Annotated in this window: 17 protein-coding genes and 11 pseudogenes; 12 read left to right on the top strand and 16 right to left on the bottom strand. The window is 58.3% G+C overall.

The genetic code is table 11. From position 1 onward, the window contains the following. From NXC14_RS22300 to tnpB (NXC14_RS22285), 4 genes and pseudogenes are all read left to right on the top strand, one after another. Nucleotides 1-1,011, top strand: a complete 1,011-nt coding sequence (locus NXC14_RS22300; protein WP_085780303.1) for a branched-chain amino acid ABC transporter permease — start codon at nucleotides 1-3, stop codon at nucleotides 1,009-1,011. Then, nucleotides 1,008-2,459, top strand: coding sequence for a branched-chain amino acid ABC transporter permease (locus NXC14_RS22295; protein ID WP_085780302.1), 1,452 nt, complete (start codon nucleotides 1,008-1,010; stop codon nucleotides 2,457-2,459). Before NXC14_RS22300 ends, NXC14_RS22295 begins: the two co-directional genes overlap by 4 nt. 74 nt (nucleotides 2,460-2,533) lie before the next feature. Continuing rightward, nucleotides 2,534-2,941 (top strand): transposase, encoded by a 408-nt coding sequence (locus tag NXC14_RS22290; RefSeq protein ID WP_004675073.1) that lies wholly within the window; start codon nucleotides 2,534-2,536, stop codon nucleotides 2,939-2,941. Continuing rightward, a pseudogene (gene tnpB, locus NXC14_RS22285) lies at nucleotides 2,938-3,090 on the top strand (IS66 family insertion sequence element accessory protein TnpB); the annotation flags it as partial. The gene NXC14_RS22290 and the pseudogene tnpB (NXC14_RS22285), both read left to right, overlap by 4 nt. Nucleotides 3,091-3,117: 27 nt before the next feature. On the opposite strand, the gene NXC14_RS33495 reads toward tnpB (NXC14_RS22285), so the two are convergent. Together NXC14_RS33495 and NXC14_RS33490 are read right to left on the bottom strand one after the other, a co-directional pair. Then, on the bottom strand, nucleotides 3,118-4,356 hold the full coding sequence (locus tag NXC14_RS33495; RefSeq protein ID WP_245362200.1) for a zinc ribbon domain-containing protein: 1,239 nt from the start codon (nucleotides 4,354-4,356) through the stop codon (nucleotides 3,118-3,120). Further along, nucleotides 4,269-5,207, bottom strand: coding sequence for a recombinase family protein (locus NXC14_RS33490; RefSeq protein WP_245362199.1), 939 nt, complete (start codon nucleotides 5,205-5,207; stop codon nucleotides 4,269-4,271). Before NXC14_RS33490 ends, NXC14_RS33495 begins: the two co-directional genes overlap by 88 nt. Between NXC14_RS33490 and NXC14_RS33105 the strand changes: the two genes are divergently transcribed. The 3 genes and pseudogenes from NXC14_RS33105 (at nucleotide 5,191) to NXC14_RS22260 (ending at nucleotide 7,546) form a co-directional block, all read left to right on the top strand. Next, nucleotides 5,191-5,463 (top strand): hypothetical protein, encoded by a 273-nt coding sequence (locus tag NXC14_RS33105; RefSeq protein WP_198175557.1) that lies wholly within the window; start codon nucleotides 5,191-5,193, stop codon nucleotides 5,461-5,463. The two genes, NXC14_RS33490 and NXC14_RS33105, sit on opposite strands and share 17 nt — an antisense overlap. 231 nt (nucleotides 5,464-5,694) lie before the next feature. After that, nucleotides 5,695-5,884: pseudogene (gene tnpB / locus NXC14_RS22265) on the top strand (IS66 family insertion sequence element accessory protein TnpB); the annotation flags it as partial. Nucleotides 5,885-5,929: 45 nt separating this feature from the next. Further along, a complete protein-coding gene (locus NXC14_RS22260; protein WP_085780300.1) occupies nucleotides 5,930-7,546 on the top strand; it encodes an IS66 family transposase in 1,617 nt (538 codons plus the stop codon). A gap of 129 nt (nucleotides 7,547-7,675) precedes the next feature. Here the strand turns inward: NXC14_RS22260 and NXC14_RS33485 are convergent. From NXC14_RS33485 to NXC14_RS22235, 7 genes and pseudogenes are all read right to left on the bottom strand, one after another. Next, nucleotides 7,676-7,890: pseudogene (locus NXC14_RS33485) on the bottom strand (integrase); the annotation flags it as partial. Beyond that, nucleotides 7,891-8,076 (bottom strand): annotated as a pseudogene (locus NXC14_RS32545) (phosphoadenosine phosphosulfate reductase family protein); the annotation flags it as partial. A 7-nt stretch (nucleotides 8,077-8,083) separates the two neighbouring features. After that, complete coding sequence (locus NXC14_RS22250) at nucleotides 8,084-8,845, bottom strand: sulfotransferase (RefSeq protein ID WP_085780299.1); 762 nt, start codon at nucleotides 8,843-8,845, stop codon at nucleotides 8,084-8,086. A 172-nt stretch (nucleotides 8,846-9,017) separates the two neighbouring features. Beyond that, nucleotides 9,018-10,070: an NADP(H)-dependent aldo-keto reductase gene (locus NXC14_RS22245; RefSeq protein WP_085780298.1), complete on the bottom strand. Its 1,053-nt coding sequence runs from the start codon at nucleotides 10,068-10,070 to the stop codon at nucleotides 9,018-9,020. Between the two features lie 34 nt (nucleotides 10,071-10,104). Further along, nucleotides 10,105-10,439: pseudogene (locus NXC14_RS33100) on the bottom strand (ABC transporter permease); the annotation flags it as partial. After that, nucleotides 10,434-10,921 (bottom strand): annotated as a pseudogene (locus NXC14_RS33095) (NodA family N-acyltransferase); the annotation flags it as partial. The pseudogenes NXC14_RS33095 and NXC14_RS33100, both read right to left, overlap by 6 nt. A gap of 510 nt (nucleotides 10,922-11,431) precedes the next feature. Further along, nucleotides 11,432-12,534, bottom strand: a protein-coding gene (locus NXC14_RS22235) for an IS3 family transposase (protein WP_157131457.1) whose coding sequence is annotated in 2 segments (ribosomal slippage) — nucleotides 11,432-12,273 and nucleotides 12,273-12,534 — 1,104 coding nt in all. Because the reading frame shifts where the segments join, the coding sequence is not laid out codon by codon here. Between the two features lie 114 nt (nucleotides 12,535-12,648). Between NXC14_RS22235 and NXC14_RS22230 the strand changes: the two are divergent. Further along, nucleotides 12,649-13,746, top strand: a pseudogene (locus NXC14_RS22230) (IS3 family transposase). Between the two features lie 274 nt (nucleotides 13,747-14,020). Here the strand turns inward: NXC14_RS22230 and NXC14_RS22225 are convergent. Both NXC14_RS22225 and NXC14_RS22220 read right to left on the bottom strand, forming a co-directional pair. Continuing rightward, a complete protein-coding gene (locus NXC14_RS22225; RefSeq protein ID WP_085780297.1) occupies nucleotides 14,021-15,949 on the bottom strand; it encodes an acyltransferase family protein in 1,929 nt (642 codons plus the stop codon). A gap of 148 nt (nucleotides 15,950-16,097) precedes the next feature. Beyond that, entirely contained in the window at nucleotides 16,098-16,688 is a 591-nt protein-coding gene (locus tag NXC14_RS22220; protein WP_085780296.1) for a NodA family N-acyltransferase, read from the bottom strand. Nucleotides 16,689-17,143: 455 nt separating this feature from the next. Between NXC14_RS22220 and NXC14_RS33480 the strand changes: the two genes are divergently transcribed. The 3 genes and pseudogenes from NXC14_RS33480 to NXC14_RS33470 form a co-directional block, all read left to right on the top strand. Then, a complete protein-coding gene (locus NXC14_RS33480; RefSeq protein WP_245362198.1) occupies nucleotides 17,144-17,404 on the top strand; it encodes a transposase in 261 nt (86 codons plus the stop codon). Between the two features lie 226 nt (nucleotides 17,405-17,630). Further along, nucleotides 17,631-17,858, top strand: a pseudogene (tnpB, locus tag NXC14_RS33475) (IS66 family insertion sequence element accessory protein TnpB); the annotation flags it as partial. Further along, nucleotides 17,859-18,209: pseudogene (locus tag NXC14_RS33470) on the top strand (transposase); the annotation flags it as partial. It lies immediately after the preceding pseudogene. Between the two features lie 140 nt (nucleotides 18,210-18,349). Here NXC14_RS33470 and NXC14_RS22205 read toward each other — a convergent pair. Then, nucleotides 18,350-18,772: pseudogene (locus NXC14_RS22205) on the bottom strand (tyrosine-type recombinase/integrase); the annotation flags it as partial. Nucleotides 18,773-18,990: 218 nt separating this feature from the next. On the opposite strand from NXC14_RS22205, the pseudogene NXC14_RS22200 reads away from it, so the two are divergent. Then, nucleotides 18,991-19,785, top strand: a pseudogene (locus tag NXC14_RS22200) (ATP-binding cassette domain-containing protein). Between the two features lie 103 nt (nucleotides 19,786-19,888). Here the strand turns inward: NXC14_RS22200 and ssuD are convergent. From ssuD to NXC14_RS22180, 4 genes are all read right to left on the bottom strand, one after another. Next, nucleotides 19,889-21,058, bottom strand: a complete 1,170-nt coding sequence (gene ssuD / locus NXC14_RS22195) for an FMNH2-dependent alkanesulfonate monooxygenase (RefSeq protein ID WP_157131497.1) — start codon at nucleotides 21,056-21,058, stop codon at nucleotides 19,889-19,891. Nucleotides 21,059-21,119: 61 nt separating this feature from the next. Continuing rightward, a complete protein-coding gene (locus NXC14_RS22190) occupies nucleotides 21,120-22,382 on the bottom strand; it encodes an SfnB family sulfur acquisition oxidoreductase (RefSeq protein WP_085780294.1) in 1,263 nt (420 codons plus the stop codon). Between the two features lie 7 nt (nucleotides 22,383-22,389). Beyond that, the gene (locus NXC14_RS22185; RefSeq protein ID WP_085780293.1) at nucleotides 22,390-23,658 is read right to left on the bottom strand and encodes an SfnB family sulfur acquisition oxidoreductase; all 1,269 of its coding nucleotides are present in this window, start codon (nucleotides 23,656-23,658) and stop codon (nucleotides 22,390-22,392) included. A 31-nt stretch (nucleotides 23,659-23,689) separates the two neighbouring features. Next, on the bottom strand, nucleotides 23,690-25,099 hold the full coding sequence (locus NXC14_RS22180; RefSeq protein WP_085780292.1) for an LLM class flavin-dependent oxidoreductase: 1,410 nt from the start codon (nucleotides 25,097-25,099) through the stop codon (nucleotides 23,690-23,692). Nucleotides 25,100-25,341: the final 242 nt, after the last annotated feature.

Here is a 25,341-nt window from a genome sequence, read left to right as displayed (position 1 = left end):
ATGGACATCCTCAATGCTATCGTCGCGCTCCTGAACTATGTCGTCGTTCCAGCAGCTTCCTATGGTGCGCAACTTGCCCTGGGTGCCCTCGGCGTGACGCTTGTCTATGGAATTTTGCGTTTCTCCAACTTCGCCCACGGCGACACCATGGCGTTCGGGACAGCAATTACGATCCTGGGGACATGGTTTCTTCAGTCGCATGGCGTGAATTTTGGGCCTTTGCCGACTGCGCTTCTCGCCTTGCCGCTCGGCCTCATAGCCTCGGCGGCGATCGTCCTTTTCACGGACCGTTCCGTTTACCGCTACTACAGAAGGCGAAAAGTCGCACCCGTTACCTTGGTTATTGTTTCTATGGGCGTGATGTTCATCATGAACGGCCTGACCAGGGTGGCCATCGGCGTCCAGGAGCAGAATTTCGCCGATGGCGTCCGCTTTGTCATTTCCGCGATCCAGTTTCGCGCAATGACCGGCTTGGAAGAAGGTCTGGCGGTGCGGACGAGCACGGTCATCACGCTTGTGACAGCGGCTATCGTGGTGCTCGCACTCTTTCGGTTTCTTAACCGAACACGCACAGGCAAGTCGCTCCGCGCCTTCTCCGATAACGAAGATCTCGCCCTGCTCTCTGGGATTAATCCTGACCGAGTGGTCAAGATCACTTGGCTGATCGCCGCCTCCCTGGCAACCATTGCCGGTGTGCTCTATGGCCTGGACAAAAGCTTCAAGCCGTTCACCTACTTCCAGCTCCTGTTGCCAATTTTCGCATCGGCGGTGGTGGGTGGGCTAGGCAACCCCGTTGGAGCCGTCGCGGGCGGGTTCTTCATAGCCTTTTCCGAGGTCACGTTTACCTATGCGTGGAAAAAGGTTCTGGCTTACCTTCTTCCGGCAAACTTCGTTCCGGACGGCCTCGGGCAGCTCCTGTCGACCGATTACAAATTCGCTGTGTCATTTGCAATTCTCGTTGCCGTTCTGCTGATCAAGCCGACCGGACTATTTCGGGGTGCCTCCATATGAGACAAGTAAAACGCCCATTGATCCTCTATACTGCCGTCCTGCTAGCCTATCTTCTCGTCGGCCTCACGCAATCCTGGACGCTGGCGCTTACCTTGCTTTGCGATGGCCTGATTGTGGCCATTGCAGCACTCGGGGTAAACATTCAATGGGGCTATGCCGGTCTCTTCAACGTCGGCGTGGCCGGCTTCTTCGCCTTTGGCGGCCTTGCGGTCGCGCTCGTCGCGATGCCACTCAACCCCGAGGCTTGGTCTGCCGGAACCCCGATGATACTCGCGGCGCTCGCGTTCGGCGCGCTTATCATATTTCTGACTGCCCGCGTCTATCGTTCCAAGGCACCCGAAATCACGCGTCTTACCTTAGCCGCCGTGCTGCTTATCGCGGGCCTCATTGGCTTCCGAATCGTCTTTGATCCGGCGGTCGTTGCTGTCGAAGCGCTGAATCCGGCGTCGGCCGGCAATGTCGGCGGGCTCGGACTGCCGGTGCCACTATCCTGGCTCCTTGGCGGTATCTTTGCGGCTGGCGCCGCCTGGGTAGTCGCCAAGACAGCGCTCGGCCTGCGATCCGATTACCTTGCCATTGCTACGCTTGGCATCAGTCAGATCATTATCATCGTTCTCAAGAACGAGGAGTGGCTCGATCGAGGCGTCAAGAACATCACGAGCATCGATCGTTGGCCGGTACCACAGGAGGCTAACCTTCAGCAGCAGGACTGGTTTGGCGGAGCTGCGAATTACGTCGGGACCGACGTCCGTACGGCTTCCACTATCTTCGTCGCATTGTGCTTCGCATCTTTGCTTGCCGTGGTCCTTCTCGTCCTCGTGCTTCTCGCGGAGTGCTCTTTGAAATCGCCCTGGGGGCGAATGATGCGCGCGATCCGGGACAACGAAACGGCGGCAGAGGCGATGGGAAAGAACGTCAAACAGCGCCATCTCCAGGTCTTTATTCTTGGTTCCGCGGTCATCGGTATTGCGGGCGCGCTCTATGTGACACTGCATGGCCTATTCTCGCCGGTGAGCTATGACGACCCCCTCCGTTATACATTCCTCATTTGGGCCATGGTTATTCTCGGCGGCTCTGGCAACAATTGGGGGGCCGTGCTCGGCGCTTTGATCGTCATGCTGATATGGGGACAAGCCGAGAACCTTGGTCCTGCGCTTTTTCAGCTTTTCACTGCTCCACTCGCCGAAGGGCCACTCAAAGCCCATCTCATCGATACGGCCGTCCAGATGCGACTCCCAATGGTCGGGTTGATGCTATTGCTCGTGCTGCGATTCAGTCCGCGTGGGTTACTTCCAGAGCAGGAATGCGCCGATGAACGGAGCGTCCATATCCCGCAGATTCAACTGAGACGGGGATCTCGCAAGGCGCGTCTGTGCGAACGCAAACAGCAGCCTGAAAGTGTCGCGATAGGAGGCAATGGTGTTGGAACTTACACCTCGATGCAGTAAGCCCACGGTGAAGGCCGTCTTGCGATAGAGGGCTTCTGACTGCCAGTCCTAGTGGTAACACTAGGAGTAGTCATATGACGAAGCATCCAATTGAGGTGATCACGTCTGTAGAGCGCCGTCGGCGCTGGTCACGCGAAGATAAAGAGCGCCTTGTCGCTGCGTGCTTTGAGCCAGACGCGGTCATCTCCGAGATTGCCCGCGCGGCCGGCATCCATGTCAGCCAGTTGTTCCGTTGGCGCAAAGAGCTTTGCCGGATCGAGGAGCCAAGGTCTGATACGGCGACTTTGGTGCCGGTGATCGTATCCGAGGCCGCTTCGACAGTCTCTCCCGTTCAACCGGAATCGCCCACCACATCCCACCCTCGTCGGAAGCGTAGCGATGTGACAATCGAGCTTGGACGGGGTCGGCGCGTGCGCGTGGATAGCGACATCGATACGGATGCCCTTGGCCGGATTCTCGATTGCGTGCTGGGGCTGCGATGATTCCGGTTCCGAGTGGCGTGAAGGTCTGGCTGGCGACAGGCCACACCGATATGCGAAAGGGCTTCCCCGGTTTGTCGTTGATGGTGCAGGAGGCGCTGAAGCGCGACCCGATGTGTGGACACCTGTTCGTATTCCGCGGCCGCGGTGGACAGTGCGCTTCATAATGCATCCCTCCATCAAATTCCGGGCAACCGGACGACTTTATCGTATTGATAATCTTCATAAAACTTGGGGCGTCGATCGACGACACCCTGCACCCCTATCCGGACGGCTTCCGAGGTTAACGCATCTACCGGAACCATCCACGGCGAGCCGGGAAGGATTTGCGTTGCAGGAAGAACTCCTCTCTGCACCAGGCTTTTGGCCGATCCCACGCAAATACCGAGTTTCTCCGCCGCTTTCATCAAGCTGATCATCGGTATCTCCACTTTGGTGGCATCATATTCGGGAATTCCCAGACGCTCGCGCATGTCACGAACACGCACGGCCGTCCAGCTCTCGCCATCACCTGTCTTGCAAAGCATCCGATTGAGGGAGACCGCGAGTTCCCGATCTGGCCAATGTCCGCCCAGTTTGCGCAGTGCTTCGACGGCCGATGGTGCGAGCTCAGCAGGATATCTTCCGGTCTCGACTCGCGCCACACGCACCTCTGTGTGCCGACCTCCGGTCCAATGGATCAACAGCACCGCCTCGTTGGTCGCATCGTCGAGATCGCAAATAATCTCCTGAACCAGGATGTGAATGAGCCGCTGCTTTGTTCTCGTCTCAGTGGAGGGCGCATTCCAGACGGTCGGGAGATCCTGGGCAAGCTGCAGGAGTCGGCCACGATCGATGACGGGGCGCGCTGCTGACAGCGCGGACAGGTCCTTGATCTTGCGCTCAAGCACGCCCACTCGCTCCAGGGCATCATTCCATCGGGCCTCCAGTTCGCGTGCAACATGCCGCTTGGCCGGGTCCACAAGCTCATACCTGCGACTGGCCAACAGCGCTTCGTAGCGTGAGCCTTCGAGGTCCCGATCGAGTGCCGCAATGACATCTCTTCGGGACCGCTCGACTTGATCCGAGGCGAAGATTGCCGCTTCGACGGCACGATCAGACACCGCTTCCAGAATCTGGACCGCAACGGGGCGATCGACCCTGACGCCGCCAATGCCGATACAAAGGCCGACACCCACGTGTGCATCGTCGCCGCGGCACTGATAGCGATGCGCGTTGCCCTTCGCGCTGCCGTAGAAGACGCGCATCATTCGGCCACAGCGACCGCATCGCATCAGCCCGGTCAAAAGGGCACGACCGCCACGCGCTGACTTGCGATCGCAGTTCTTCTTCATGTGCGCGTTCTCGGCCAGTAGCTTGTGGTTCTCCTCGTATTCCCGCCAACTGATGTAACCTTGATGATTGTCGCGCAGCAACACGCTCCATTCATCCCGGGGTTTGCGCACCCCAGTGGCCTTGCGAGCGGACCATCGATGATCCGCGTTCGCTGTGCGCGTCTTCCGAAGGCGTAGGCGCCCGCATAGAGTGGGTTGTGGAGGATCTGCATGACGCTGTGGTACGCCGGCGCTTTCCAGACGAGCTTGCAGACCTCGACATTGCGCAGAACGACCGGCATCTTGATATCGGCCGACCGCAGCCACAAAAAGACCTGTCGTCCACTTCCCAGCTCCCGGAATTTGGCAAAGACCAGCCTGATCGTCTCAGCCACATGTTCGTCCGGGTCGATCTCGATCTTGCCCACTTCGCTCCAGCACAAGCCCGGCGGCAACATGAACCGCAGTTCCCCGCGTCCTGCCTTGGAATCGCGTGCTGCGATGCCGCGCTGACGCATCAAGCTAAGCTCATACTCCGACATCGTGCCTTTCAATCCAAGCAGCAGACGATCGTTGACGAGCCGCGGGTCATAGGCACCATCCGGATCGATGACCAGCGTACCGGCAAGTGCGCAAAGGTCGATCAGATGATGCCAGTCCCTGCCATTGCGCGCCAGGCGGGATGCCTCGATGCAATAGACCGCTCCCACATCGCCGGAGCAGACCTGTGCCACAAGCCGTTCGAATCCAGGCCGTTCCATGCTGCCTGAGCCGGAGCGGCCGAGATCGTCATCGATTACGGTCACCGATGCAAAGCCGGTCGTTGCGGCAGCTCCAGCCAGATCATACTGCCGGCGCTGACTTTCCAGATTGCCGGTGACCTGAGTCATTGTGGACTGGCGGACATAGACCACAGCGGCGCGGCCAAGATGGTCAGGCGTGATCTTCGTGTTCATCAACGCCTCCCGTCTTCGTCATTCTGTTCGCGTCCAAAGCTTCCAGCAGAAGATCCGCCAGCGCTTCCACCAACCCTTTGACGTTCTTGACCGCCGGAACCTGAAGATTTTGGCGCCCCAACTGCAGAACGAGTTGGTCGCGATTTTGATGTCGCCTGCTTCGCATCATCCTTCTCCTTCTTCCTCGAAGGACGGGATTTTGCTCCTCTTGCGTGAGTCGCGCCGAACGATGCCAGCGCCGCTGCCAATTCGTTGAGACCGGCAATGCTGATCTCAGGCAGCCCTAGCGCCATGGTAGTGCAATAGCTTTGATCGAACATCCAATTCGGCAACTCGCGGCACAGATCTGGACGCTCATCCGTGTAGATGCAGGTTAAACTTTTGCCACGCCTGAACGGTGAGACCTGCACTTTCTTCCCGAACAGCGGGTGCCAAGGATAGGCAATCGTCGAATAACGGGAAACGTATGCAGAATGTCGGTAGTTGTGGCGGTCTGATCAAGGTGATCTGGCATGACGGCCAGGGCGCTTGCCTGTTCACGAAGAAGCTGGAACGTGGGCGCTTCATCTGCGGCCGATGCCACGGTGGTGATCACGCCTGCGCAGCTCGCTTATCTGCTGGAAGGTATCGACTGGCGGATGCCGCAAAAGACCTGGCGGCCGACGTCGGCCGGATAAGCAAAAACACTGGAATGACAGGGTCGAATATGATTCCATCCTGTCATGAACAATGCGACCGAAGAGCTTCCGGACGACCTTGCCAGTGCGCTTGCACTGCTGGCCCAGGAACGCGCTCGACGTGTCGCAGCCGAAGCAGAAGCAGCGACCGCCAAGGCAGAAGCCGCCAGCGCAAAGGCACTCGTATCGCATTCCGAGGCGCTGATCGCGCGGCTGAAGCTGGAGATCGACAAGGTTCGCCGTGCACTCTACGGCAGCCGGTCCGAGCGCAAGGCGCGGCTCCTGGAGCAGATGGAACTGCAGCTCGAGGAGTTGGAAGCGGACGCCGGTGAAGATGAACTGGCGGCGGAGATCGCAGCCAAAGCTTCAGCCGTCAAAGCCTTCGAGCGCAAGCGTCCGTCACGCAAGCCCTTTCCCGAACACCTGCCGCGTGAGCGCGTCGTAATCGCCGCTCCCACGAATTGCGCCTGTTGTGGATCGGTTAAACTGTCGAAGCTTGGCGAAGACATTACCGAGACCTTGGAAGTCATCCCGCGTCAGTGGAAGGTCATCCAGACGGTGCGGGAGAAGTTCACCTGCCGCGAGTGTGAGAAGATCACGCAGTCACCCGCACCCTTCCATGTGACACCCCGCGGTTTTGCCGGGCCGAACCTGCTGGCGATGATCCTGTTTGAGAAGTTCGCCCAGCACCAGCCGCTCAATCGCCAGAGCGAGCGCTACGCCCGCGAGGGCGTCGACCTCAGCTTGTCGACGCTGGCCGATCAGGTTGGAGCATGTGCCGCGGCGTTGAAGCCCATTCACTCCCTGATCGAGGCGCATGTCCTTGCTGCCGAACGTCTGCACGGCGACGACACGACCGTGCCGATCCTGGCCAAGGGAAAGACCGATACGGGCCGCATCTGGACCTATGTCCGGGACGATCGGCCGTTCGGAGGGCTCTCTCCGCCGGCGGCCCTTTACTATGCCTCGCGGGACCGACGGCAGGAGCATCCGGAGCGCCACCTGAAGACCTTCAACGGCATTCTGCAGGCGGATGCCTATGGCGGCTACAATCCGCTGTTCAAGGTTGATCGCGATCCAAATCCTCTAAGGCAGGCGTTTTGTTGGGCACACTCGCGGCGTAAGTTCTTCGTGCTCGCCGACATCGCCGCAAATGCCAAGCGTGGAAAGAATGCCGCGCCGATCTCGCCTATGGCGCTCGAAGCCGTCAAACGGATCGACGGCCTGTTCGATATTGAGCGCGAGATCAACGGGCTTACGGCCGATCAACGCCTGGAGCGTCGCCGGAGAGACTGTCTGCCACTCGTCGATGATCTGCAGGTCTGGCTTCAAACCGAGCGGGCAAAGCTCTCACGCAGTTCTCCGGTGGCGGAGGCGATCGACTACATGCTCAAGCGCTGGGATGGCTTCACATCATTTCTGCAGGACGGCCGGATTTGCCTGACGAATAATGCGGCAGAGCGAGCGCTCAGAGGCTTTGCGCTCGGCAGAAAATCCTGGCTCTTCGCCGGATCAGACCGCGGTGCAGATCGTGCGGCCTTCATGGCCACATTGATTATGACGGCAAAACTCAACGACATCGATCCGCAGGTGTGGCTGGCCGACGTTCTTGCCCGCATCGCTGATACGTCGATTACCAGGCTGGAGCAGTTGCTTCCGTGAAATTGGACGCCGCCGACCGTCAACGCTCAAGCGGCCTGACCTGCGGCCTTCACCGGAGGCTTACTCGATGCTTCATGAGCCGATCTGTGAATCACCGCTCGATCAGCACGGCCAGGTCTTTCGTGCGTCTCATGACCGAACCTCCCAGCGCTTATCCAATCGCCGTACGGCATGGTTCATCAGTTCCGGCGTGGCGGACAGGTACCAGTAGGTATCGCGAACATTCGCATGGCCAAGGAAGGTGGAGAGTGTACCGGCAGTTCGCGTTCCACATCTTCGCCCGCGCGATGCCAGTTGATCAGGGTCTGGACGGCGAAACGGTGACGAAGATCGTGAACCCGCGGGGTGTCGACGTGCAGGAAGGGGAAAGGTGGTTTGGCCGGGTAGAACGCCTTCGTCGCCAGATGCAGCAAGACCGACGAGTCCTTGCCGATGGAATAAAGCATCACCGGGTTGGAAAACGTTGCAACGACTTCTCGAAGCACATGAATTGCTTCCGCTTCAAGACGTTGGAGGTTACCATGCGACATATGATGTTTATCCCTTTGAGACGAATTCGTCATCAATCTCAAAGAATCTCGCATAAGGTCCGTCTGCAAAGTGACGGCGCAACGCGTCGAAATTCTCTACCGTTTCGTCCAGCGGCCGCCATTCCTGGCGCTGAAGGATCGCGCGGCCAGAATGCTGAAGCGATGGAGCGCCCAGAAAATCCCAAATTGTTTCCAAGCATGCGGCCGGTTCACTAAGGAGCCTCTCGTACTCGATCTCGAGCAAGCTGGCCGAAGCGAATGACTGCTCGACGCGAATGTGGAAATCCTCGGCGGCATTAAAGTAGGCCTCGCAGGAGGCGATGGGCAGTTTTACCCGTGGCGGCGGTGCCGCATCATCATCCGAAGTGAACTTAAGCCATTGCCGGCTTTGCCTTGCCTGCTCCAGCGACCGCAGGGACTCCAATGTATTTCGCCGGTACAAGAAAATGACCTTGAGCCCTGGCCAGCGGGCGAGCTCGTCAAAAAAGCCCGGGCGCTCTATAAACTGAGGCTCGTTGATCTTGCACCCAACATGCGTCACCTTCTTGTCGCTACGTCTCGGGAAGCGCAAGTAGGCGAGCTCGAGGAGCTCACGATCGCTCCGTAACAGGCGATCCTTATCGGGCCAATTTGTATCATAGGTGTTAAGTAACTCGCCATTGCTCAACACGTTCGGATGCTCATTTAGCAAAGCTTCGAGATAGTGCGTTCCAGTCCTTGGCATCCCAAGGATCACAAATGGTTCAGGTGACAGTGCGGAATGGGTCATTGCTTGTGTTCTCGACATTGTTCGCGAAGATGTGTGCGGCGCCCAGCACTAGAATTCTCTTGTCGCGCAGAGCGGCGCGAGTTCATAAGGCGCAGTTTCTTCTGACAATTTTCAAAATAGTCACCTTCATCAAACGGCGACGGCACTTTGAACCCGAAGGCCGACCTCCTAATCAGGGTGAGGGCGTTCCGTAGCGTTGATAGATCGATTGGATCCCATCCAGCACCTCGCGTGACAGGCTGACTTCCACGCTGGCGATGCTGTGCTGCAATTGTTGCGCGGAGGTGGCGCCCACAAGGGTGCTTGAAACAAATGGCCGGCTCCTGACGAATGACAATGCGCCGTGCACCGGATCGATGCCATGTTCCCGGAACAGCGTTGTATATGCGAGTGCCGCGTGCTGCGCCCTCTCGCTGCTGTAACGGAAGAACCGTCCGAACAAGTTCAGGCGCGAGCCAGTTGGGCGCTGCCCCCCTAAGTACTTTCCAGTTAGCGTGCCCATCGCCAGCGGTGAGTACGCGAGGAGCCCCACCTGTTCACGCAGCGCCATCTCGGCCAGGCCGCTCTCGAAATCCAGGTTGAGTAGATTGTATGGATTCTGCATACTGATCATACGGGACAAACCTCGTGACTCCGCGTAATGCAGGAAGCGCCCAAGCCCCCAAGGTGTCTCGTTGCAGAGCCCGATGTGACGGACGCGGCCGCTTTTGACAAGCGCGTCCAAAGCCTCCAGAGTTTCCAGGACAGGGATCGTGTCGTCGTCGAGTTCATACTGGTGGTCTAGTAACTGGAAGACATTGGTGCTCCGGTCGGGCCAATGCAGTTGGTAAAGGTCGATATAGTCCGTCTGGAGCCTTTGTAGACTAGCGTCAACGGCCTCGAACAGATTGGCGCGTGTATAGCTGACACGCCCGTCACGCACGTATGGCAAGCTCGCTTTGCCTGCGCGAGCAGGCCCTACGGCTTTTGTCGCGAGTACGATGTCTTGCCTGCGGCGCGTCTTGCGTATCCAACTCCCGACGTAACGCTCCGCGAGCCCATGTGTCTCGACGCGGGGTGGCACAGGGTACATCTCTGCGGTATCGACAAAGTTTATGCCAGCATCCAAGGCTGCATCCAGTTGCACATGCGCCTCCACTTCCGTGTTCTGCTCTCCCCAGCTCATGGTGCCTAAACCGAGCATGCTTACTCTCAAGCCGCTGCTGCCCAATTCCCGAGACTGCATCGCGTATCTCCTTGTTATGTGTTGGTGAGTGGCGTCAAGGCATCAGACGCCGACGAAATAGCGCCGCCAATAGATGCCAAGCGCTCCGATATGCGCGCCCATGCCGGCGGCCGGACGGCCAAGCAACGCCGGACGAATGAGGTCGATTGCATGTGCCAGTGGCAGGAAATGTGCTGCTTGCTGGCAAACATCTGGCAACTGGGTGATCGGAAAGACCGCGCCGCACAGGAGCAACATGGGTGTGAGAACGAGCGTCTGGTAAGACACGAAATAGGCGTAGCTCGGAGCAAGCGCTGTGATGACCATTGCCAGGCTTGCGAAGGCTAATCCGGTGAGCGCGATGACTGGCAGCGCATAGAGGATGGGCGGCTTGTCGAGACGCGCGTCGGGGAGAGTGGATCGCACGCGGATTTCCGACAAAATTCTCACCATACCGTGAAGGCGAACCTCTGAATATGTTTCCGCAGCTCCGGCCGAACCGTCCCGAAAGCAAACGGAACTCCGAGCTCCTGCAGTGTCGGGAGCACGATGCTGAGCGAATGCCCTATCCCGAGCCCCTCGAGATCGGGACGCACTCCGTCCAATCCCAGCTCAGCCACCAACAGATCGACCGTGCCAACCTTTATGAAGCGGCGCAGCAATCCCATGTGAGCTGCGACACCACTTTGGTCATAGCCGATTGCCCGAAGCTCAGGCCTAGCTCCGGCCCAACTTCGGCTACCTTCAAACGGCTTTGCATTAAAGAGCCCAGTCGGCCCATAGGTTTTGCGAAAGAAGTCAGAGAGTTCTACATGGTCGGCGAGTTGCAACTCGTTTTCCCAGCACAGCTTCCACCGCACCTGAGAGCGCATGCAAAGGCCTCCTCTTTCTTGCCGCCTTGAAGCAATTATTGTCCGATGGAAGCATGGAGCAGTTGGCGCCATGTCAGACGGTGCCAGAAGCAATTGCTTGCCCATCGGTGTTCGACAATATTCGCGCTTGAGATGATAGACCTCAAAACCTTCGACCTTCCTGGCCCGTTGGTAGACTTCCCCGACTTACTTGTCCGACATTGCCAATCTTGTCAGGTTATCGACATTCTCGTAATGCATCATCAGGGGAGGTTGGTAAAATCGATTGTTTGGATGGCGTGCATCCACGTTATGGATAAATGAAAACACGCGTTTCAACGGCTAGACCTGACCTCCTCGTTGCGCTCGACTCCCAGATGAGAAAGCGCAACTTGTGCGTGGGACGCAGCGTCAACGATACTGATAATGACGTGCCTCCAATAGTTTAGGCCATTTGGAACTGGAATTTTCCACTTATGTGAACCGCCCCAGGATTCTGGACCAGCGGAGGCTGGAGTTTTCCGGCTTCACTCAGGGAGGCGGGCTGGTTGCGCCTCCGGAATTCATCAGCGAGATCGGCACCTTGTTACCGATCGCACCATGTGGCCGAACCTCATTGTAGTCTCTACGCCAATCCTCCATCTTTTCGCGGGCATCCGCAAGGGTCAGGAACCAGTGTTGGTTCAGGCATTCCGCCCGGAAGCGGCCGTTAAACGCCTCGATGAAGGCGTTGTCAGTCGGCTTGCCAGGGCGTGAGAAGTCCAAGGTCACGCCTTTGGCATAGGCCCAGAGGTCGAGATCGCGTGACACGAACTCCGTCCCCTGGTCGACACGGATCGTCTTCGGATAGCCGACCTGCCGGCATACCCGTTCCAATGTTTCCACGACATCTTCTCCCCGATAGCTATGCCGCGGATCAAGCACCGGCACATAGCGCGAGAAGGTGTCGACCACCGTCAGCACTCGTAATTTCTTGCCGGTCGCGAGTTGGTCGTGAACGAAGTCCATCGCCCAGACATCGTTGGGTTCAACGGCCTTTTGCCGGTCCTCCCGTAGCTTGGCTTTGACTCGGCGCTTCGGCGTTTTATTTCGTAGTTGAAGGCCTAAGCCCCTGTAAATCCGATAAGTTCGTTTGATATTGGTGCCCCAACCTTCGCGTTCCAGGAGTACATGAACACGACGGTAGCCGTAACGGACACGGGTCTCGCAAATCTCACGAATACGACGTTCCAGGCCGGCCTGATCGGCACGGCGAGAGGTGTAGTGGTAGGTCGACCGATCGAAGTTCAGTGCCCTACAAGCTTGCCGGATCGAGATCGCCCAATCGCGGCACATGCCCTTAACCACCTCCCGCTTGCGAGCAGGCCTTAAAGCTTTCGGCGGATGACATCCTGCAGCATCTCGCGGTCCAACGTTAGGTCCGCGACGATCTTCTTCAGCCGAGCGTTCTCGTCTTCGAGCTGTTTCAGCTTCTTCATCTCCGGCGGCAACATGCCAGCGTACTTTTTCTTCCAATTGAAATAGGTCGCCTGGCTGATGCCCGCCTTTCGGCAAATCTCCGCCACCGGCACACCTTCATCACCCTGCTTCAGAATGAACGCCTTCTGCGCGTCCGAAAACTGCGATGCCTTCATCGTCTTCCGTTCCTTTCCCAGCCAGGAAAATGCACCGGAAAACTCTAACCAAAACTGGTCCAGTTTGAAGGGTTCAGATCATATGATCCCCGATGGGAAGAAGAGGAGAATTCGATGAAGGCCTCGAAGTTTTCGGAAGCGCAGATCGCGTTCGTGCTGAAGCAGGCAGAGGATGGCACGCCAATCGGTGAGGTGTGTCGCAAGGCGGGCATTTCGGATGCGACGTTTTACAACTGGCGCAAAAAATACGCCGGCCTGATGCCCTCGGAGATGAAGCGTCTGCGGCAGCTTGAAGAGGAGAATGCTAAGCTGAAGCGGATCGTCGCCGACCTGTCATTGGACAAGGCCATGCTTCAGGACGTGCTGTCAAAAAAGCTCTGAGGCCTGCCCGCAAACGCAAGCTTGTCGATACGGTCAAGGCGGACTGGAAGGTCTCGATCCGGCGTGCATGCTCGGTGTTGAAGATCGACCGGTCGCTGTATGTCTACAAGTCCAGGCGTGGCGAGCAGGCCGAGCTGAAGCTGAAGATCAAGGACATCTGCCAGACACGGGTGCGCTACGGCTATCAACGCGGCACGTGTTGCTCAAGCGTGATGATGGCCGGTTAATCCGAAGCGAATCTATCGCCTTTACAAGGAGATGGGCCTCCAGCTCCGCAACAAGGTTCCCAAGCGACGGGTCAAAGCGAAGCTGCGGGCTGATCGCACGGAACCGACCCATTCCAATCATGTCTGGGCGATGGATTTCGTTCACGACCAGTTGGCTACCGGCCGTAAGATCAGGGTTTTAACAGTCGTCGATACCTTCTCTCGCTTCTCGCCGACAGTCGACGCCCGCTTCAGCTACAAAGGCGAAGACGTGGTGCAGACGCTTGAGCGGGTATGCCGCCAGGTCGGCTATCCAGCCTCCATTCGTGTGGACAATGGCAGCGAATTCATCTCGCGAGACCTCGACCTGTGGGCTTACCACAAGGGCGTCGTGCTCGATTTCTCCCGGTTCGGCAAGCCGACCGATAACAGCTACATCGAGTCATTTAACGGCAAGTTCCGCGCCGAGTGCCTGAACGCCCATTGGTTCATGAGCCTTGACGACGCGCGTGCGAAGATGGAGGATTGGCGTAGAGATTATAACGAGTTCCGGCCACACAGCGCTATCGGCAACAAGGTGCCGATTTCGCTTATGAACGGCTCATCGGCACCCCCGCCGAGCTGAGCCAATAATCCCGGAAATTCCAGCTCCCGCTGGCCCAAAATTGGGGAGCACTTCACAAAACCGCTGGAGCAAACTTAAAACTGGATAAAATCTGGGGGCAAGGTCAAGCCGCCCGGACCAGGGATGCCACGGATACAAAAGCTCGCGAACCTCGGGCCCGTGGGTGTTGTGTCGTCGTGTTGTACAATTGGCATCGCCCGCACAGCAGACTACAATCCAAACCACCTGTCAGTAGACTCGGGCTGACCGAGGACAACCTGTTGAGGCTCCACATCTAACGAGCAGCTCTGATCAGCCTTTCAGCAAGTTTTGTCTTGCGAGCGATGATCTCTGATCCCTCGTAGGAAAGGTGACCGCTATCTCGATAAATGAATTTGCCGTCGATCTCGGTCTTGCATGTTGTGTCATCGCAGAGAAAGTCGTGGTAAGAAACAACCTCTACGTCAGCCTTCGACGCCACTTGGTTCAATAAATCAAGTGTGCGGGATCGGAACTGGCGGTATTCGCTGACATATATTTTGCAGTCACTGTAGCGCCCGAGAATAACGCTTCCCCGTGCCTTTCGCTCGAGGCAATCACCGATATCGAAACTTGCGACCGGCGGAGGGGCAACAATAACGACTCGTTTGCCGAGGGCTCGAACGGCTTCGACGAGCGCCTTGATGCCTTCGACGGCTACATCCAGCGAAGTGTCAGCTTCGGTGAAAGTATCATTGTTTCTGTTAAGCAGCATGAAGTCCGTCGACACAGGCGTGGCGAATGGGCTGGCAATGGCAACGATACTGATCTCCGGTCGATTCTTCAGGATAGCCACAACACTGTCGTTGAAGTGAATACAGTCCTCAGCAAAGGCACGAGGATAATAGGGCGACGCCGACGCCTTCGAAAAGGCAGAAACTCCAATTGCGGGGAAGCAGCCGCTCATCGTGAGCTGAGCCAATCCAGCTTCTCCGACTGTCGTGGCCAAGCCGGGAACAACCGCCATGGCAAATGAATCGCCCCAAACCAGCAATTCAGGCTTTGCCGTTGTCTCGCAGTTCTTCGGGATTTCCTGAGGCGGCGATCCGGGACTGAAATCACATGCTCGTCCCAGGCCGTAATTGATCCGCCGGATCTTCGCAAAGTCAACGTTGCTCTCGGTTGCGGCGATAGCGACGGAGGGCGAGAAGCCCAGAAGAACTGATGTGGCAACGAGTCCTGAGGTCAGGCGTGCACGAGACATAACGTGCCCCCGGCGGAATGGCTCCTCCACGAAGTGATAAAGAGCCCAACTCGCCACCAATGAGAAAGCAACTGCCGCATAGATCACAGCGGCAGGAGGCTCGGTCATCCAAACCACTCTCACATAGACAAGGACGGGCCAGTGGATCAGATAGAGTGAGTAGGAGACATCCCCTATCCTTGCCATGCCTCGGACCGCCAAATTGTTCTTGCTAGGCGCAAGCAGGAGGATCAGGCTTGCTAAGCAGACCAAACCGGCATCCACTACGGGATGCGCGAGACCCATAGGGGCGCCGAGGATAAATGCCAGTGCCGGGAGGCGCAGCTTAGCAAGTCTGGTAGCCACGAGAGGGGTGGTGGGAAGCAAGGCTCCGAATGAACCAATGGCCATTTCCCAAAATCGGGTCGGCAGAAGATAAAATGCAGCGGATGGGTCTCGAGAAACCACATAGAGACATAAAATTACGCTGGCAACGAGAAGTGAACCAACTCCAGCCAGCCACCATCTCCTGGGAGCCAAGGCCAAGAACGCAGGCAGCAGCAGATAATACTGCTCCTCGACGGCAAGCGACCAAAAATGCAGGAGTGGCTTCGTTTCGGCGCCTCCGCCGAAATAGTCCGCCTGGAACCAGAAAACGATATTGCCGGAAAAAGTGAGCGCCCCGAGGACTTGATTTTGAAACTCCCGCAGGCCGACCTCTGACAGGAAAAAGGGGGCAGCGATCGTGGTAAGCGCAATGACGACGTAGGCCGCTGGCAACAGACGCTTCGCACGTCGAAAATAGAATTCCGAAAAGCTGAACCGCGATTGCTCAAGCTGCGTCCTGATTAGATTTGTAATCAGAAAGCCCGAAATCACCAAAAAAATGTCGACCCCAAGATAGCCCGCCGCAAAGGGTCCAATATGTGCATGATAAAGGACGACCAGCACAACAGCCAATCCCCGCAGAGCTTGGATATCAGTTCGAAATTCTGGCGGCATTAGCAGGACCTATGGCTTTTCAATTAATTGGATTGACTAAGGGTGGGGCAGCTGGAGCTGCCCCACAGCTTGGATTTAAGGATCGCGCCCTTCTGCAGTCTGCCCTTGGATTAATCGGCTGGTCTAGATGACGGAAAAAATCAGCACTTCACGCTGCACGTCGAGGACTTCCGTTGCGATATTGGTGATGACGGTCGCCAATTAGCCGGCCAACTGGCAGAACGATGACAAGTGCTTCATCAATGCACGTAGGCGGTTTATCGCGACGCGGCTCTGGTAGCGTGGAGCGTGTGAGGATGTCCGACAATATGGTGACCGGCCCGTGTCGACCAAACCTCTCTATGTGCTTCCGTAGGGCTTGCCGAACCGTGCCGAAAGCGAATGGGACCCCGAGTTCATGCAGTGTTGGAAGCATGACGCGAATTGAATGGCTGATGCCGAGCCTTTCAAGATCGGCACGCACTCCGTCCAATCCCAGCTCAGCCACCAACAGATCGACCGTGCCAACCTTTATGAAGCGGCGCAGCAATCCCATGTGAGCTGCGACACCACTTTGGTCATAGCCGATTGCCCGAAGCTCAGGCCTAGCTCCGGCCCAACTTCGGCTACCTTCAAACGGCTTTGCATTAAAGAGCCCAGTCGGCCCATAGGTTTTGCGAAAGAAGTCAGAGAGTTCTACATGGTCGGCGAGTTGCAACTCGTTTTCCCAGCACAGCTTCCACCGCACATCAGAGCACATGCCAACCTCCTTATTTTTGCCATGCCTGAACAGATCACACAATCGAAGCAGCAGGTGATTGTAGCGCTCAGAGGCTATCGTCAGCGATCGTAATGCCAGCCAATTGAGGTGGCAGAACGATTGTTAGCGCGCGTTCTAATGTGATGCGTTCTGACAAAGTTGCTACCGTCCTGCACCGCTCTCAATAGGCTGTCAATGTACTTAATTCGATCCGTCACGCGCTTCTAATGGCATCTTGTTTGATTTGAAAAATCTATTGTTTGGATGATATGCATCCACATTATGGATGAAGGCAGATATCACTTCAATCGTCTCTCCTTGCGCTCGACGCGCGGGATGACCACCGTAGCTCGACGGCGTCCATCGCCGTTCAGTCAATAAATCCAGAAGTTGGTGAGCGCGACGAACAGCCCTCCTTCCAATGATGCAAGATTTCAAGGCAGAGTCAGCCGGTTTTGATCAAGACCGGCGGATTGGAGGCTTTGGAATGGCGCTATTGCCAGCATCATACAATGCATCATGCCATGCATGATGCTAGCGAGTATCGGCGTGTTGAGCTCATCACCGGGCGTCGCAAGCGCCGGAATTGGTCGGACGAAGAGAAGATCGAGATCCTCGCTGTGAGCAATGAGGCCGGTGCCAATATCTCGGAGGTCGTCAGCGGTTCGGCGTCAGTCGGGGCCTGCTGGGCATCCGGCGCAAGACTGCTGGATTGACCGCTGCTGCATCGCGATCGACAAGCAACAGCTTCGTCCCGATTGTCGTCGAGTATGACAGTGCGTCGCCGGCAGGCGAAGGTCGCCCATCCGCTGGCCGCATCGAGATCAATCGCGACGATGCGCGTGCCATCATAAAGGGATCGGTTTCGCCATCCTTGGCCAGCACGATCATCTGTGCGCTACGCGGCAGGTCGTGATTGATTTCTCAGCGGTGCCGCGGATCATGGTAGCGACACAGCCCGTAGATTTCCGCAAGGGTATGAACGGTCTTTTCGTCTTGGTAGCATCCACTCTCGAGGCCGATCCGTATTGTGGCGATATCTTCGTATTCCGCGCAAAGCGTGGCGATCGCGTTCGCTGCCTTTATTGGGGCGGCTCGGGCATGATCCTGGCGACGAAGTGGCTGGAGAATGGAAGCTTTACCTTTCCTCCAATCAAGGACGGCCCAATGATCGCGGAAGTTTATCTGATCGAGCAGCAGATCCGAGGAGAGGGCGCTGAAGTGCGTTACCACGCGCGGCAATCAAGATCTGCCGCCATCATGCGGTCATTGAAGGCTCGCTTGCTTGAGCTGAAGGCCGATATCTCAACCCAGTCGGCTCTCGCAAAAGCCATCAACTATACGCTCAAGCATTGGACCGGTCTCACGGCCTTCCTCGACGACGGCACAATCGAAGTCGACAGCAACGTGGTTGAGCGATCGATGAAGTCTGTCGCCCTTACAAGGAAAAACTCAATGTTCGTCGGCAATGCCCGAGGTGGCGAGACCTTTGCCATTCTGGCGTCACTGATCAATACGGCATTATGCCGCGCGCGGCATAAGGCACTTTATGCCGACCGGCGAACTATGCCGAGTGCGTCTTCTGGCAGGAACGGCAAACCGTGCGTTCCCAGCCAGTTTGGCGGGTCGCCGTTGTTTGGCACTCGGCATAGTTCTCATGCTCAGAGGGTGTTCAGGAATTCCAGAAGCCGGTCGCTTGGTCGAAATCGCTCGGCCTTGGCGCGTTCGTACGGCTTCAGCTTTGCGAGTGCAGATTCCTTCAGTTCGAGATGCGCATGAAGATAGGTCAACGTCGTTTCCATCGCTTCATGGCCCAACCACAGGGCAATGACGGAGCAGTCGACGCCCGCCTGCAGCAACTCCATGGCAGCAGAGTGCCGCAAGACATGGGGCGACACCCGCTTTGAGCGAAGGGAGACGCAGTGCTCACGTGCTTTGGCGACATATTTGTTCAGCAGTGCCTGCACGCCGTCGGCGCTGAGCCTGCCACCGTGCGTATTCGGAAAGAGGGCTGTTGAGCCTCGCTTCCCTGGTTCCTTGAGCCAATAACGGAGGGCTTGCTGTGCAACCTTTGTGAGCGGCGTACAAAGAAGAAGCTCACAGAGAAACTCAGCGTTTCATCGACATTATCAGTGAGATGACGAACAAAAGAGATCCAGCGCTGAAATCCCTCATAGCGATGTGCAGACGGCAATTTCCCTAGCGCCATCTCAATTGCGATACTGTGGTCCCTTGAACGGCAGGAACCGATAAACGTTGCGTACAAAAGGGTTCGAACCGCAGACCACCACTCGTGATAGCTATGTGGTTGAAAGAACTACGTTCTTCTGTTCGCCGGCCGGAGAAGTTCCCTTCGATCCAATATGCGATCTTCTTCGGGAGATCAGGTTTGACTGCTCTGCTTCACCTCTCGAATGTCACGAAAGTGTACCGCCAGGGCGGCATGCTCGGCCGGCGCCTGATCACGGCGGTCAAGGACGTCGGTTTCGAAGTCGGAGTCGAACCGGAGATCCTGTCGATCGTCGGCGAATCCGGCTCGGGAAAATCGACGATCGCGGCAATGATCCTCGGGCAGGCCGCGCCGACGGAAGGGCGGCTGGAATTTGCGGGCAAGACCGTCTCGATCCATAGCCGATCCGAACGCACGGCGTTCATGAAGGAGGTCCAGCCGGTGCTGCAGAACCCCTGCGAAGCCTTTAACCCGCTAAACGGGTCGACCGCTACCTCTCGGAATTTCTCAGGAAAGCGGCCAGGACCGCAAAGAGGCCGAGCGCATGGCTGATGCCGCGCTCCATCACGTCGGCCTGACGCTGGAAGAGATAAAAGGCCGCTTTCCCCACGACTCTCCGGCGGCCAGCTCCAACGGGTCGCTATCGCCCGCGCGCTGATCCCGCAGCCCCGCCTGCTGGTTGCCGACGAGCCGGTTTCCATGGTCGACGCTTCGCTGCGCATGGCGATCGTCAACCTGTTCGGCCGCCTGGAAAACGAGCTCGGCCGATCATCTACATCACCCACGACCTCGCCACTGCCTATTACATCAGCGACAACAACATCATCATGCGCAAGGGCGAAGCGGCCAGGCCCGCCCCGTCCTTGACAACCCGCAGCACCCCTATTCGCGGGCGCTGAAGGATGCGGTGCTGGCAGCCGATTTTAGCGCGGCGGTTTGAGCACCGCGGTGGATGGCGAATGGCAATTCCTCAGGAGGCGGATGCGACCTTCACATTTCCGCCATGTCCGCCTCCCCCAAAGACTCGGCGTTCGCCGAAGGAGGAGCGGATCTGCCCATGGGGGCCGGGCAGGCCGAACTCGGGGAAGAGCAACTCGGAAACCCGGTAGGCTTCTTCCAGATGCGGATAGCCGGAGGCGATGACGGTATCGATTCCGAGCTGCTGATATTCCCTCAGACGTTCCGCGACCGTCTTCGGAGATCCGACCAGCGCGGTTCCCGCGCCCGTGCGGACGAGACCAATGCCCGCCCAGAGATTGGGAGAAACTTCGAGCTTGTCGCGGCGCCCCTGATGCAGGGCAACCATGCGCGCCTGGCCGACCGAATCCGAGCTCTTCGCGAATACTTCCTGCGCTGCGGCAATCGTTTCGTCGGAAAGCTTGGAAATCAGTCGGTCGGCCGCAGCCCAGGCCTCTTCATCAGTCTCGCGAACGATGAAGTGAAGACGGATGCCGAAGGTGACGTTCTTGCCCTGCGCCGCAGCGGCCTTGCGGACCTTGGCAATCTTTTCTGCCACCTGCGCCGGAGGTTCGCCCCAGGTCAGGTACTTATCGGTGATGCCGCCGGAAAAGGCGATCGCAGCGTCGGACGATCCGCCGAAATAGAGCGGAGGACGCGGTTCCTGTACGGGCGGCAGACCAAGTCTCGCATCGATGGCCTTGATATACTTGCCTTCGAGGTTGGCTTTACCGGTCTCGACCAGCGAGTTGAATACCCGAAAGAACTCGCCGGCATGATCGTAGCGTTCGTCATGCGGCAGGAAAATGCCGTCACCGGCGAGTTCCTGGGCACTGCCTCCGACCACGATGTTAATCAGCAGGCGGCCGTTGGAAACGCGGTCGAGCGTCGCGGCGAGGCGCGCATAATAGGCCGGCGATGCCGTGCCCGGCCGAATGGCCACCAGAAATTTCAGTCGCTCTGTATAGGCGGAGAGATCCGCGGCCAGAATGAAGGATTCTTCGCACGCGGCCCCCGTCGGAATAAGCACGCCGGAATATCCCAGCCGGTCAGCAGCCTTGGCGATCTCACGGAAATAGCCGGGATCCGCCGGGCGACTGAGATCGTCCGACCCCAGATACGCACCGTCACCGGATGAGGGGATGAACCATAGAAAGTCGAGAGGCTTGTCGATTGCCATTATTCCATTCCTGTCGAAGCGGCAGCCGTTGCAGATTGCCGCGAGATTGTGAAATTCCAAAAAATCAGAGGGCGCCGTGCCGCGGGGGCAGGATACCGTTCAGATAGAAGTTTCCGATATGGTGGTATTTCCAGCGCACCGGATCATGCAGCGAATGCGTCCGGGCATTGCGCCAGAAGCGGTCGAGCCCATAGCTTTCGAGCGTCGAACGCGCCCCACCGAACTCGATAAGCTTGGTGGCGGCAAGCTGCGCCACTTCCGTCGCGAGCGCCTTGACCTCCGCGACAGCGATCGATGCCTCGGCTACGTTCACCGCCGTCGGTTCTGTGGTGGCGCGGTCGACAATCCGGCCGGCCCTTGCGAGCAGCGCATCGGCCGCATGCACTCTGATCGCCACGTCGCCGACGCCGTGTATGGTGTGCGGATCCTCATAACCGTGCTCGATCGCAAGTTCGAAAAATGGCCGCGCATGGGCTCGAACATAGGAAATCGTTTCGGCGAGCGCCCCGCGCGCGATGCCGACCTGCACGGCGGCATGGATGATCTGCGCGAAAGGACCCATCGGCGTCGGCTGTTCGAAGCTTCCATCATGGTCGACGATCTGGAACGGCGTCACTTCGACGTCGTCGAAGGTTACGGTGCCGCTGCCCGTCGAACGCTGCCCGAAGGACGACCAGTCGTCGACGAAGTCGAGCCCCGGAGTCGCCCGGTCGATGAAGATCAGATGGACGCGGCCGTTCGGTCCCTTTGCCACGGCGACGACGATGTGGGCGAAGAGGGAGCCGGTCGCGTAAAACTTCTGCCCGTTCAGGTAGAGCTTTCCGTTGCGATCGGCGAAATGCGTCTTGAAGTCGACCGGCGTCTTCGTGCCGATCTCGGTGAAGGCGTTGCCAAGACGGTCACCTTCCAGCGCGCGCCGGAAGTAGTGCTGCTTCTGCTCCTCGCTGCCGTTCAGTCGCAACGCCTCCAGCATGTAGAAATGGTTCTGCGGGATCTGCCCGATCGAGGAATCCGCAGCCGAGATGATGGCGGTGACCTCGGCCAGCGTCACCGCCGAGACGCCGGCGCCGCCATAGGCTTTCGGGATGCCGATCGCCCAGAGACCGCTCTGCGAGAAGCGGTCGATCTCGGCGAGCGGAAGGCGTCGTTCGCGGTCCCGCTGGGCGGCACCGACCGCGAATTCAAGCGCAAGGTCCCTGGCGATCCTGATGGCCTCCGCATCATCGCGGATGACATGGGCCAGGCTCCGACGCGGGGCGATGTGCGGCGCAGGACGGCCGGCGGTGAGCGCGGCCTCCCGGTGCAGCTTGCGATCATTCGTGCTCATCTTGGGCTCAGTTCCAGGCGTGGCGCGGCGGATGGACGCCGTTCAGATAATAATTGCCGACGTGGTAGAACTTCCAGCGCACCGGATCATGCAGCGTATGGACGCGGGCATTGCGCCAGTGGCGGTCGAGTCCATGCTCGGCGAGGGTCGAGCGCGCTCCCGCAAGTTCGAACAGTTTGTTCGTCGACAGGATCGCAATCTCCGTCGTCAGAACCTTGGATTCGCCTGTCTTGATCGTCGCCTCCGAGACCGTCTCCAGCGTCGGATTGGCGCGCGCCGCGTCGATCGCGTGGCCGGCGATCTCGAGCAGCGCTTCGGCCGCATGCAGCTTGATCTTCAGGTCGCCGATCTGGGCGATGGTGAAGAGGTCTTCGCCGGCCGTCGCCTTGCCGCTGTCGATCCAGGGGCGGCTATATTTGCTGACGAACTCGATCGTATCGTCGATCGTGCCCCGGGCGATGCCGACATCGATCGCCGACTGGATGATCTGCGAGACGGGGCCGCCCACCGTCGGATGGTCGAAAGAGGTGACCTTCAGCGCCCGCGCCTTCGGCACGCGCACATTTTCGATCTTGACCGAACCCGAGGCGGTGGTGCGCTGACCGAAGCTCGACCAGTTGTTGGTGACGGTGAGACCGGTGGCATCGCGGTCGGCAAAGACGAGATAGCCCTGGCCGGTCTCGTCGACACCGACGATCGGCACGATATGGGCAAGCAGCGCGCCGGTCGTGTAGAATTTCTCGCCGTCGACGATCACCTCGTCGCCGTCATGAACGACCTTGGTCTCGAAATCGGCGACCGTCTTGCTCTTCAGTTCGGAGAAGGCATTGCCGTATCGGATCCCTTCGAGCGCCCAGCCGAAGAACAGCTTCTTCTGCTCTGGCGTGCCGTCGAGATCGACGGTCGCGACGATCGCCAGATGGTTCTGGGTGATCTGCGCGATGGCCGGATCGGCTGCAGCGATGATGGCGATCACCTTGGCGAGCGTGGCATAGGAGACTTCCGGACCACCATAGGCTTTCGGCACGTTGATGCTCCAGAGACCGCTCTGCGAATAGGCGTCGAGCTCGGCGATCGGCAGCAGTCCCTCACGGTCACGCAATGCTGCCCCGACCTTGAAGCTCGCGGCCAGAGTCTCGGCGATCTGGATGGCCTCGACGTCGCTCCCGATCACATGCGCCGGCTTGACCGGGCGCGGACGGGGCGTGAAGGGATCGGTGGAATTGACGCGCGGGTGGACGCTGTAATCGATCGTGGTGTCGGTGATGCTTCCCATGGGAAAACCTCGTCGGGTTGAAATGGAATTTTCAGCTGGCATTGGCCAGCGTAATTGCCTGGTTGCGTTTGAAAGCTTCGATGTCGCGGTAACGGTCGGCCGGATGCGCCTTGGGCAAATAAGGCCCCTCGCCGAACAGCTTCTCCCGCAGCGTGCCGGGACGATATCCGGTCGGATAGACGCCGCGCTTCTGCAGTTCGGGCACCAGGTAGCCAACGATATCCTCGAAGCTCTCGGGCGTTACGGCATAAGCAAGGTTGAAGCCGTCGACGTCGGTCTCGTCGACCCAGGCCTGGAGCTCGTCGGCGACGGTGGAGGGCGATCCCACGACCACCGGTCCCATGCCGCCGATACCGCCCCATTCGGCCAGCTCCCTGATCGTCCAGCGCTTATTCGGATCGCCTTCCGAAAGGCTCTCGATCGCCGAATGGATAGCGTTGGTCTCGACCTTGCGCACCAAATCATCCGGTGCGTAGCGGGAAAAATCGACGCCCGTCCAGCCGGACATGAAGACCAGCGAGCCGTCATAGGAAACGTAATCGAGATAGTCGCGGAATTTGGCGCACGCCTTCTCGTCGGTCTCGTCCACGATGACCGTCATCAGATTGTAGATGCGGAACTTCGACGCATCGCGCCCAACGGTCGCCGCCCGCACCCGGACATCGCGCACATAATTCTTCAGGATCGTCCTGGCCTGTGCCGCAACGAAGACGCACTCCGCATGCTCCGCCGCGAATTGCTTGCCCGGCCCGGAAGCGCCGGCCTGGTAGAGCACCGGGGTCCGCTGCGGCGACGGCTCGGTCAGGGCGTAGCCCGGGACTTCGAAGAAACGGCCCTTGTGGCCGATCTCGTGCACCTTCGAGGGATCGGTGAAGATGCGCTTCTCGCGGTCGCGCAGCACGGCACCTTCTTCCCAGGACCCCTCAAGGAGCTTGTAGATGACCTCCAGATATTCGCTCGCCACTTCGTAGCGGTTGTCATGCGCACGCAATCCGCCTTGCCCGATGTTCTTGGCGCCGCTCTCCAGATAGGAGGTCACGATATTCCAGCCGACGCGCCCCTTTGTCAGGTGGTCGGCAGTGGCCAGACGCCGCGCGAATGGATAGGGGTGCTCGAACGAGATCGAGGCGGTGATGCCGATGCCAAGATGTTCGGTGGCGAGTGCAATCGGCGCCGCGAGCTGGATCGGATCATTGACCGGAATCTGCGCCGCCTGATGGATGGCGTGGTAGTTGTTGGCCTTGTAGACGTCGTAATAGCCGATCACGTCGGCGATGAAGATGCCATCGAAGACCCCCTTTTCGAGCGTCCTGGCAAGATCCTGCCAGTAGTCCAGATCCTTGTATTTCCAGGATTTGTCACGGGGATGGGCCCAAAGGCCGGGCGACTGGTGGCCCACGCAGTTCATGTCGAAGGCGTTGAAGTGTATCTGCTTGGTCATTCCTCGATCCCATCCGGATTTCAGGCGTGGTCCCTGAAGCATCCCGATGCGGCATCCATTTAACAGTTATTATATATTTTTTATGTACTATTTCGGGGAATTTTTTTCCGGGTTTTGTCAGCGGGCAACCACCGGCTAGCCCTAGGTTATCACTCGCTGACCGGCCTCATCTGACCGCATCCGATCACACTTTTCCACGCGACCCGCCCTCTCGAAGCAAGAGGTGCCGCTGAATTTGAAAA

Origin of the sequence: Rhizobium sp. NXC14 (assembly GCF_002117485.1) — a bacterium.
Lineage (GTDB): Bacteria > Pseudomonadota > Alphaproteobacteria > Rhizobiales > Rhizobiaceae > Rhizobium.
The sequence above is the reverse complement of the archived record's forward strand: the minus strand, read 5'-3'. Positions and strand labels throughout refer to the sequence as shown.